At 30.6% G+C, this 10,927-nt stretch carries 9 protein-coding genes; 5 read left to right on the forward strand and 4 right to left on the reverse strand.

Annotation, left to right across the window (positions count from 1 at the left end; translation table 11 throughout):
• Positions 1 to 55 precede the first annotated feature (55 nt).
• Positions 56 to 1,141 carry a M24 family metallopeptidase gene (locus ACQRC6_RS09270; RefSeq protein WP_427848665.1) on the reverse strand — a complete coding sequence of 362 codons (1,086 nt, stop codon included), beginning with the start codon at positions 1,139 to 1,141 and terminating at the stop codon, positions 56 to 58.
• Positions 1,142 to 1,253: 112 nt separating this feature from the next.
• Entirely contained in the window at positions 1,254 to 1,946 is a 693-nt protein-coding gene (locus tag ACQRC6_RS09275; protein WP_427848666.1) for an endolytic transglycosylase MltG, read from the reverse strand.
• Positions 1,947 to 2,018: 72 nt separating this feature from the next.
• Here ACQRC6_RS09275 and ACQRC6_RS09280 point away from each other — a divergent pair, with 72 nt between their 5' ends.
• The 4 genes from ACQRC6_RS09280 to ACQRC6_RS09295 are packed head-to-tail and all read left to right on the forward strand — an operon-like array spanning position 2,019 to position 6,812.
• Positions 2,019 to 3,026 (forward strand): RluA family pseudouridine synthase, encoded by a 1,008-nt coding sequence (locus ACQRC6_RS09280; protein WP_427848667.1) that lies wholly within the window; start codon positions 2,019 to 2,021, stop codon positions 3,024 to 3,026.
• Complete coding sequence (locus ACQRC6_RS09285; RefSeq protein ID WP_427848668.1) at positions 2,986 to 5,580, forward strand: PD-(D/E)XK nuclease family protein; 2,595 nt, start codon at positions 2,986 to 2,988, stop codon at positions 5,578 to 5,580. The genes ACQRC6_RS09280 and ACQRC6_RS09285 overlap by 41 nt, the downstream gene beginning before the upstream one ends.
• Complete coding sequence (locus ACQRC6_RS09290) at positions 5,581 to 6,126, forward strand: 5-formyltetrahydrofolate cyclo-ligase (protein WP_293557375.1); 546 nt, start codon at positions 5,581 to 5,583, stop codon at positions 6,124 to 6,126.
• The gene (locus ACQRC6_RS09295) at positions 6,123 to 6,812 is read left to right on the forward strand and encodes a CPBP family intramembrane glutamic endopeptidase (protein ID WP_427848669.1); all 690 of its coding nucleotides are present in this window, start codon (positions 6,123 to 6,125) and stop codon (positions 6,810 to 6,812) included. The genes ACQRC6_RS09290 and ACQRC6_RS09295 overlap by 4 nt, the downstream gene beginning before the upstream one ends.
• 75 nt (positions 6,813 to 6,887) lie before the next feature.
• Here ACQRC6_RS09295 and ACQRC6_RS09300 read toward each other — a convergent pair whose 3' ends face one another.
• Entirely contained in the window at positions 6,888 to 7,772 is an 885-nt protein-coding gene (locus tag ACQRC6_RS09300) for a YitT family protein (protein WP_427848670.1), read from the reverse strand.
• 398 nt (positions 7,773 to 8,170) lie between these two features.
• Here ACQRC6_RS09300 and ACQRC6_RS09305 point away from each other — a divergent pair, with 398 nt between their 5' ends.
• On the forward strand, positions 8,171 to 9,436 hold the full coding sequence (locus ACQRC6_RS09305; RefSeq protein ID WP_427848671.1) for a Glu/Leu/Phe/Val family dehydrogenase: 1,266 nt from the start codon (positions 8,171 to 8,173) through the stop codon (positions 9,434 to 9,436).
• Positions 9,437 to 9,638: 202 nt separating this feature from the next.
• Here ACQRC6_RS09305 and ACQRC6_RS09310 read toward each other — a convergent pair whose 3' ends face one another.
• Positions 9,639 to 10,823, reverse strand: coding sequence for a coenzyme F420-0:L-glutamate ligase (locus tag ACQRC6_RS09310; RefSeq protein WP_427848672.1), 1,185 nt, complete (start codon positions 10,821 to 10,823; stop codon positions 9,639 to 9,641).
• Positions 10,824 to 10,927 lie beyond the last annotated feature (104 nt).

The raw sequence follows: 10,927 nt of genomic DNA on the forward strand, positions 1-10,927 counted from the left end.
ATAGATTATTGATTTAGCTGTGGAGACACAGCTTTTTTTAGTTTTAATTATAAAATTATTCTACTGGGACAACTTTTAAATCCTTTGAAACGTGGTTTAAAACTTCACAACCATCTTCTGTTATTAGCACTAGGTCTTCGATACGCACGCCAATGCCTTCATCTAGCAAATATATTCCCGGTTCAACGGAAAAAATTTGTCCAGCTTCTATTATGCTGTTGTTTACAGATGAAACGTCGCCAGCTTCGTGAGTTTCAAGTCCAATGGAGTGTCCAGTTCTGTGAGTGAAATATTTTCCGTAACCTTTTTCTTCGATGTAACTTCTTGCAGCTTTGTCCACGTCAGACATTTTGTTGCCTGGTTTTGCTGCTGCAATGCCACGAAGATTGGCTTCTTTTACGATTTCATAAATTTCTCTGGCTCTGTCGCTTACCTCGCCTATAAAAACTGTGCGTGTCATGTCAGAGGCGTAATTTTTATACATTCCGCCAATATCTAAAACTACGCAGTCGCCTAGTTTGCCACAAGTGTCATCTGTGGAGTGGTGAGGATCTGCAGCAGATCTTCCGTAAGCTGTGATTGGCTCAAAGGAAACTTCTTCAATGCCATGTGATTTATATATTTCCTTTAGTTTTGCACTAAGTTGTCTTTCATTAAGTCCCTTTACAACCCAAGGGATAATTTCTTCCATAACTTTGTCGTTTATTATAGAAGATTCACGCATCAATTTTATTTCTTCTTCATCTTTAATGCGTCTTACTGCGTCTACAATGTCGGAACCATTGATGTATTTTTTGTCGGGAAAAATTTCTTGAAGGCGAAGCAAGAATTTAGCAGACCAAAACTTGTCTATGCCAATTATTTCGTCATCCTTAATGTATTTTGAAAGCTTTTCGATGCCGTCTTCAATGTCGTTATACCAAATTAGATGCGCTCCCATATCATCATCTTGTGGAAATAATTCATTTATTAAAAGTTCAATATCTCCGTCTTTATGAATGTAAAGTGCAAGGGCTCTTTCTCCTGGTTCAATTTTTTTGCCTAAAAAATAAAAAATTGCATAGGGGTCGCTTATTATCATGTGAGCCAAATTATTTTCTTTCATCTTTTTTATTAGTCTATTAATTCTATTTTTGTGCATAATATCCTCCATTCTTTTTTAAAATATATCACAATTTATCTATAATATCTATTGCTAAAATAAATAAGCAATATTAACAGATAAAATAAATTAATCTGCAGTTTCCCACAGATTAATTTTTAGCAAGTGATTTAATTATATTTGCCACTTTTGATGGCATTAAAATTTCGTGTGTTCCAGGTGCAAAGGCAGTTACGCCAAGGTTGTTGCAGGAATCTACAAAGGCTTGTTGTGAAACTATTACTCCATTATCCATAAGTGTTTTTGCAACATCGGCTGGAGTTGCACCTTCATTAATATTTATGTTGTAGGTCTTTAAATTTGTGTTAGAAATTTTGGCAAGAATTTCCCTTACCTTTAATCCCTTGTTTAAATCGTAAGTGCCGGGAACAATTTTATTTCCTATTTGCATATCGTCAACTAATGCCTTATAAGCATTCAAATCTTTTATTAAACCCTTTGACATTAAAATTTCGCCAAGTCCATCGACATTTGTGCCTTCAGGAATTGTAATTTTTGCTTTAGTATTGTCATCATCTTCATTTTCCTCTTTGCCTTCGTCTAAAGCTACAATTGGCTTTACAGATTTTTCATCTTTAAGTCCAGTTGCAACTAAAATTTCATTTGCCGTCTTTGTAAATTCGTCTACGATGCTTAATTGTACCTTGCGGTTTGAAATTGAATTTAGATAAAGGGAGTCAATTCTCCACTTGATTACGAAAACCAAGGCTAAGAAAAATAAAATTGACAATAAAACTTGTAAAAATTTAATAAAAAAGAGTTTGCCTCTGTTAAAATTATTCAAAATAAACCTCTTTTCATCTTGTTTTGATATAATTATAACAGTAAAGTTAAAAAATGAAAAGTTGGAGAAATTATGCGAGAAATTATTGTAAATAAAAATGACGGTGAAAGAAGGTTGGATAGATTTCTTAAAATTTATTTTGAGAAGGCGCCACTTTCCTTTATATATAAAAATTTGAGAAAGAAAAATATAGTGTTAAACGGTAAAAAGGCAAAACCAGAGGATATTATCGACGAAGGGGACAGCATAAAATTATTTTTGTCAGAAGATACTATTAATAAATTTAAGAAAGACATAAAAAAATCTAAGAACTCAAAGCTTCCAAATATTTTATACGAAGATGAGGATATAATATTGGTAAAAAAGCCGGTAAATATGCTAACTCATAACGACAGTAGCACTTATCAAGACAATGCTCTCGACAGGATGGTGGATTATTTAATTGAAAAGGGCGAATACAGTCCAAGGCTTGAAAAATCCTTTAGACCTGCCTTTGTAAATAGACTTGACAGAAATACATCTGGAATTTTAATTGGAGCTAAAAATTTAAAAACTTTACAAGTTTTAAATGAAGCTATAAAAAATCACGAGATAAAAAAATATTATATTACCATTGTTTCTGGAAATGTGAAAAATGATTTTGATGTGGACATAAATTTAGTTAAGACAAAAAATAATGTGATGAAAAAATCTAGGGACCAAGGCAAGAGGTCAATTACAAAATTTCACGTGTTAAAAAATAAGGGCGGATATTCTCTTCTTTCTGTCAATTTAATTACGGGAAGGACGCATCAGATTAGGGCTTCTTTGAAGGAAAAAAATTTATTTATCATTGGCGACAGGAAGTATGGAGATGATAAAACAAATAAAATTTTTATGGACAAGGGATTGGATAGTCAATTTTTGCACAATTATGCCCTTGTCTTTGAGAGCGACAAGCTAAAAAATTTATTGGGCAAGAAATTTACTTATCTTCCGGGAGAAAAAATGACGTGTATTGCAGAGGAAATTTTTGAAGTGAATTTGGGTGAAATTTTAAATGAAAAAAATAATTTTTATAAATCCAAGGGAAAAATTTGATTTTGCAAATTTAAAGGGCGAGAGGACATTGATAATCTTGCCCTCTCAATCTGCGATAAATTTTTACATAAGGGATATGCTAAAAAATAAAGTAGATATAACAAAGACCGAGTTTGAAACCTTTGACGGCATTGGAAAGAAAAACCGCAGGCGCAAACCCGATTCTATTTTAAAATACATAATTCTTTCTAAAATTTTGAAGAATAATTTTGGCGATATAGAAATTTTCCCCGAAACTGTGGACATCATCTTGGATTTTTTCGATGACATAGTAGAAAATAATTTATGCGACGAAGATATTTTAAAGATAAAGGGTGAAATTTTTAAAAATCTCGGAGAAGTTTTTCAAATTTACAAAGATTATTTTGAAAAAAGAGGATATGACCTTTATGGTAGGCTAAAGGAGCAGTCAATGGAAGAAACTCCCTTTGATACTTTTATAATCTCGGGATTTTTGGAATTTAGACAAAGTGAAGAAGAAATTATAAAAAAACTATCTAAAATTCCCAATAAAAATATTTATATCGACCTTCCCTTTAACTTTTTTAGTTCAGAATTAGTTTCCTCTACTATAAAAATTTTAGAGGCTCTTGGCTTTATTTTAGAAAAGGGGACATTTTTAGATTATAAAGAGCATTTAAAGGGCAAAAAAATAAATGTGATTTCGTCAAAGAGAGATTTTTACAATTTATTTTTCTCTAAAATAAAAATGACCCTTAAAAATAAAAAAATCGAGGACATTGACATTTTAACTGGCTCAAAAAGACTTGCCTATAAAATAAAATCACGTGAAAATTTTGAAAATCTGGAATTTAATGTGAAATGCAGTGAAAGATCTCTTTTAGAAAATGAATTTATGGTTTTATTGGAATATTTTAAAGATAAAAGCAAAGAAAACACATTAAAACGTGTTAGACTTTCATATTTTCCCATTGAATGTGATGCAATTGACCTTGAAAAGGGCTTTTTGTCCTATGATTTTAATAATTTATACGACATAGATTTTTCAAAGACAAAGAGCATTACAGTAAATTCTGACTCAATAGATAATTTTTTAAGTGGAGTTGAAATTTTACAAGGGGAAGTCATAAAAGAGATTGCAAATATAGATTATTACTTAAACTTTTTTGGCGAATACTTAAATTCTGCAAAAGTTAAAATTAAGGATGAGGTAAAAATAAATCTCGACACTTTGGAAATTAGAGATTTAAGATTTCTCGACAAAATGGAAGAAAACTTCTCAAAAATGAAGAAACTTTCTTCACTTTATAGCGAGATTTCACTCTTTGATTTTGTATTGATTGTAAAAAAGTATATTGAAAAATCAAGGACAGATGCAATTCAAAACTTAGAGGGAATTGAAATTTCAAATTATTCATCAAATTATTATAGAGAATTTAAAAATTTATTTTTAATTGGGTTTGGCCAAAATTTTGAGAGAAATGTAAAAAATAATTTTCTTTACAATAGAGAATCTGAAGAGGACATGAAGGAAATTGGACTAATAAAAGATAATTTTAGGAGAGATTACATCTATCTAATCTACGATTTAATTATGTCGGAGGAAGTTTTTATTTTAATAGATGATTATGAAAAGGGACTCTCAAAACTTTTGAACAAATTAATTTTTGATTTAGGCTTAAAAATCAAAGAGCATGAGAAAATTTATTCTACTTCAAAGCTTGATTTTGACAATTCTCGTGAGGAGTTAAATTATAATGTTTCAAGGGAAGAACTTGTTGGAATCAACAAAAAAATAAGGGAGAGAAATTATTATGTTACAGATTTTGACACCTTAAAGGAATGTCCAAGAAGATTTCTCTTTGAGAAAGTTTACAAAATTGAAAAACTTGAAAAAGATTATGATGAAAAATATTATCAGAGAACTGGCGATAAATATCACCATATTTTAGAAAAATATTTCAAGAGGGAAAGGGATTTAAACATTGAAACTCTAAAGGAATTGATTTTAGAAGAAGAAAATTTGGGAGAATTTAATAGTCTTTCTTTTTTAGAAAAAATTTCTGTTATAAATTCTTTCAACACTTTAAGAGAATATATTAAAAGTGATTTAGAGGAGCAAAAAAAATATGGCTTTACGCCAAAATATTTTGAAGAAAAAATAGATACAGATATTTCTGGAATAAAAATAAAGGGAAGAATTGATAGAATTGATTCTTTGGGCGATAGTGAAATTTTAATTGATTACAAGAGGTCAAATGTTAGGACTAAAAAGGAAATAGAAGATTTAAAATCTTTTCAAATGCCAATTTATGCTATTTCTAGAATAAAAGTGGGTAAAAAAATAGCAAGTGCAATTTATGGTTCTGTAAAAAAGGCTGAACTTACAACTGTGATAAAAAATTCTGACATTTTGCCGAGAGATGATAGAAAGAGAAATTACTTTACAGAAGATGAACTATGTGAACTTCTAAAAAAAGTTGAAGCTGAAATAATTGCAATGACAAATAGCATTACCTCTGGCGATTATAATTCCAGCAGCGACTGCAAAAATTGCGATTACAAAGAAATTTGTGAAAACAAGGAGATTTAAATGGATAAAAGGGAACTTAGAAAAAGATATTCAAAACTAAGAGAAGAAATTAAAAATAGAGATGAAAAGGATAAAAAAATTAGAGAAAGACTTAAAAATTTAGAAATTTACAAAGATGCAAAGTCTGTATTTATTTTTATATCTTATAAAAGTGAAGTTGATACAAAGGAAATTATTGCTATGATTTTAAGGGATGGCAAAAAACTTTTGGTGCCACTTGTAAAGGGCAAGGAGATGATTGCAGTTGAAGTTAAGGGAATAGATGACCTAGAACCAAACAAAATGGGAATTTTAGAACCAAAGGAAGGCAAAGAGGTAATAGATGTAGATTTAACTATTACGCCGGGACTTGCCTTTGACAAAGATGGTTATAGACTTGGTTATGGCGGAGGATTTTACGATAAATTTTTTGCAAAAGTTGAAACAATAAGAATGGGCATTGGTTATTCTGAGCAAATTGTAGAAAAATTAGTGCATGAAGAATATGATATGCCGCTAAATTATCTTTTGACAGATGAGGGCTTTATAGGGTTTGGTGCTAAATGAAAAGAGAATATCCTAAAATAGAAGCAAAGACTTGGAAGTGGATACTTGCATTTATTATTTCCATAGGATCTTTTTATGGAGTGAGCCTTTTATTTGCTATCCTTGATATTAGAAATGAAATAATAATGGCTCTTGCAGTTAGTGTAATTTCTCTACTTTCCTTAGTAATTGTAGATAAATACTTTATAGTCAAAATATTTTTGCCATTAAAAAGAAGGGACTTGCTTTATATAATTATTGGGCTTGGTTTTTCTATTATTGCAGTTGTAGTTTCATCGATTGTAGTAACAAAATTGGGCATAAAGTCCGATGTTAATCCAATTTTTGAAGTATTAACTCCAGATAATTTTAAAAGCTTTTTTATATCGACGCTAATTCAATTTATTGCTGAAGAAATAATTTTTATAATTCCCTTTTTATTTGTGATAAATAAAATGAAGTCTGAAAATAAAATTTTAAAGACAATTCTTGCTATAATACTTTCCTCAGTGATTTTTGGAGCAATGCACCTTTCAACATATAATTATAATATTCTACAAGCTGTTTTAATAATTTCAATTATAAGGACGGGGCTTTCTATGTCCTATGTTCTTTCTAAAAATCTTACAGTAACTTATCTCATTCACATAATTTACGATTGGAGTTTAATTGGAATATATATAGCAGCGGGACAAATGATAAAGTAAAAAAACCACGATTTTGGATTTTCCATTGTCGTGGTTTTTATTTTACAAAGTCTTTTAGTATTACAAAATTAAATTTTAAACTGAAAGTTCTTTAAAGCCATTGCCTAAAATTTCTGATGTATCGGAAACGGAAACAAAGGCTTCGGGGTCGTATTCTTTAATAATTTGACGAACTTTCACAAGTTGTCTTGAAGAGCAAACTACGTATAAGATGTAGACGTCCTTTCTCTTGTAGGAAGTTACGCCATTGATAAAAGTTGAACCTCTATGTATTTCTTTATGAATTTCCTTTGCAATCTCTTCATTTTTTTCAGAAATTATGAGGATTTGTTTTTGTTTTCCAACGCCAAGTTGAATTTTATCTACAACATTGTAATTTATAAACATTAAAATTAAAGTGAAGAGAACTTTGTCAAAGGTAAAGAAATAGCCTAATGAACTAACTATTATGAAATTAATTCCCATGAGTACACTTCCAATAGTGATGTTAAATTTTTTCTTTAAAATTGCAGCTACAATGTCAAGACCGCCAGTTGATGTTCCATTTCTAAAGGCAATGCCCATGCCAGTTCCATTTAAAATGCCGCCAAATACACAAGCGAGTATGGGTTCTTTAGTTAAATAAAAATCTGGTGCTATTTTTTGGTAAAAGGATGCAAATAGGGATAGCAACAAGATTGAAAGTGTAGAGAAAAATGTAAAATCTCTATCCAAGAAAAACATACTCAGTATTGAAGTGGGTATATTTAACAAAAATATTAACATTGGAAGGCTAAGTCCCGTAACATTTGAAATCAATATACTTGTGCCAGTGAGACCTCCAGATATTAGTAAATTTGGCTTTATTATGTAAACTATGGAAAAGGCAAGAATTATATTGCATACTATCACTGATAGAAGTTTTCTGCCAAAAGTTTTTGAAAAAATCCATTCTTTAAGACTTATTCTTCTTGAGTTCATAAAAACACCTCATAAGGTATAATACACCATATTTAAGAGAAAATTAAGTTAAAAATAAAATAAAATTTTATAGTTTTAGATTATAGTAAGATTTTTGAGATTTATATTTTATACTTTTTTAGTATTAGTGAAAATGATTACAGAGAAAAATACCATAATATATTGAATAAAACTAAGCAAAAATATAGAAATAATTAAATAAAAAATCAAAAAAATATTTACTATTGTTTACAAATTGAATTATTTTTTACGAAAAAAAAATAAATCACAAAACTAAAAGTATAAATCCAAACAAATCGTTAAACTTAATTCCACTTCTTGAACTTAATATTTCTATTTGATATAATTATGACTGTAAGAAATGGTTATCATGATTATACATAAGGAGAGTGTTTAAAATGACAGATACTTTAAATCCATTAGTAGCAGCCCAACAAAAAGTTAAAGCTGCTTGCGACAAGCTAGGTTGCGATCCAGCAGTTTATGAAATCCTAAAAGAACCTGAAAGAGTTATTGAAATTTCTATTCCAGTAAAAATGGATGATGGTTCAGTTAAAACTTTCAAAGGTTGGAGATCAGCTCACTCAACAGCAGTTGGTCCAGCAAAAGGTGGAGTTAGATTCCATCCAAATGTAAACCTTGATGAAGTTAAAGCTCTTTCTCTTTGGATGACTTTCAAAGGTGGAGCACTTGGTCTTCCATATGGTGGAGGAAAAGGTGGAATTTGTGTAGATCCATCTGAACTTTCTGATAGAGAATTAGAACAACTTTCAAGAGGTTGGGTAAGAGGACTTTATAAATATCTTGGCGAAAGAATTGATATTCCAGCACCAGATGTTAACACTAATGGACAAATTATGTCTTGGTTTATTGATGAATACATCAAATTAAACGGAGACAGACAAGATATAGGAACTTTCACAGGTAAACCAGTTGGACTTGGTGGATCTGAAGGAAGAAACGAAGCAACAGGATTTGGTGTTGCAGTAGTAACTAGAGAAGCTGCTAAACGTGAAGGAATTGATTTTAAACACGCTAAAATAGCAGTTCAAGGTTTTGGTAATGTTGGATCTTTCACAGTTAAAAACATTGAAAGACAAGGCGGAAAAGTTTACGCTCTAGCTGAATGGGACAAAAAAGAAGGAAACTACGCTCTATACAATGAAAATGGACTAGATTTCAAAAAACTTATTGAATATAAAAACGAACACCACACATTAATTGGTTATCCAGATGCAAAACAAATTTCTTCTGATGATTTCTGGACTGGCGAATGGGATATCTTAATTCCAGCTGCTCTTGAAAATGTAATTACTGGCGATGTAGCTAAAAAACTTAATGTTAAATTAGTTTGTGAAGCTGCTAATGGTCCTACTACTCCAGAAGGAGATAAAGTTCTTTTAGAAAGAGGAATTCCTCTAACTCCAGATATTTTAACTAACTCTGGTGGAGTTCTTGTTTCTTACTATGAATGGGTTCAAAACCAATACGGAATGTACTGGACTGAAGCTGAAGTTGAAGAAAAACAAGAAGCTGATATGATGAAAGCTATCAAGGGCGTATTCGCAGTTTGTGATGAATATGATGTAGTTCCTAGAGAAGGAGTTTACATGTACGCTATTCAATCTATCGACAAAGCTATGAAACTTAGAGGATGGTATTAATCCACACAGTTAAATAAATTACTAAAAGCCGCAACTTTTGTTGCGGTTTTTTTGTATCTATGGTAAGTATTGAAAGAATAGTTTATTTGAGTTTTTAGCATAGCAATTTTTAGATTGTCAAAATTTTATAAATAATAAATAAAATATTAAAAGAAACTAGATAAAAATGAGCAAAAAAAAAGGAGCCGAAGCTCCTTAATTTTTATTCTGTTGCAAAGTTGTCGAAGTAACCTTGAATTAAGATTACTGGAGTTCCTTTATCTCCTGAACCACTTGTCAAGTCGCAAAGACTTCCAAGTAAGTCGGTAATTATTCTTGGAGTAGTTCCAAGAGTTTCATTAGTTCCAACTAAATCTTTATTTTTGTGAGAAATTTTTTCTTTCATTGCAACAGTTGCTTGTTCAGAGTCCATATCTTTAAGGTCAGTGTCTGCAATGTATTTAATTTTAAGTTCACTTGGTGTACCAGTAAGTCCCTTAGTGTGTGCAGGTGAAACTACTGGGTCAGCAAGTTCCCAAATTTTTCCAACGGGATCTTTGAAAGCTCCGTCGCCATAAATCATTACTTCAATGTCTTTGTTGTACTTGTCTATTAATTTCTTTTGAACTTCATTTACAAATTTTTCTCCATCTCTTGGGAATAATTTTAATTTTGTTTCAGAAGCAAAGTTTGAGCCAAGTAGTCCAAATTCTTGGTTATAACCACTGCCATTAATAGATTCAGTTAAAATATCGTCAAGACCTAGAACAATTTTTGCTCCTTGATCTTTTAAAAGTCTTTTGATGCTAAATCTTGTGTGAGTTGAACCAACAAGAACTTCGTCTGTATAATTTAAGATTGTTTTAGGATCATTTGAGAAGTGAATTTCACAATTACCGCCACAAATTTCTTTGTAAAGGCTCACATAGTCAATGCCAGTGAATTCGTGTTTAACGACTTCTCCAAAAATTCTTCTATAATCTTTTTCTTCTAATATATCTGTGAAAGGATTGATTTTAGTTTCATAAAGAAGGTTTGGATCCATTAGTGAGTTTCCAACTTCATCAGAAGGGTAGGAGAATAGAAAATGGATTTTCTTTCCTGATTTTGCGATTCCTCTTAAGATTGTTGAAAATCTGTTACGACTTAAAATAGGGAATACTATACCAATTTCTCCAGTATATTTTTTATTAATATCTTCTGCTATGTCATCTATTGTAACATAATTGTTTTGAGCTCTTGCAACTAAAGATTCAGTAATTGCTACCACATCTCTATCTCTCATAGAAATATTTTCTGATTCAAGAGCCTTTCCTAGGGAATCAACGACAATATCTACTAAATTGTCTCCACTTTTTACAATCGGTGTACGGATTCCACGTACTACTGTTCCAATGTATCTTTGCATAATTCCTCCTACATAAACTACATTTAAATAAATTACTTTTTTACTTCAAAATTATACACGATGTCCTTTGAAATGTAAAATATTTTTTAAAAAAAATTTTATTT

Source organism: Peptoniphilus sp. SGI.035 (genome assembly GCF_050315115.1).
Taxonomy (GTDB): Bacteria; Bacillota; Clostridia; order Tissierellales; family Peptoniphilaceae; genus Peptoniphilus_A.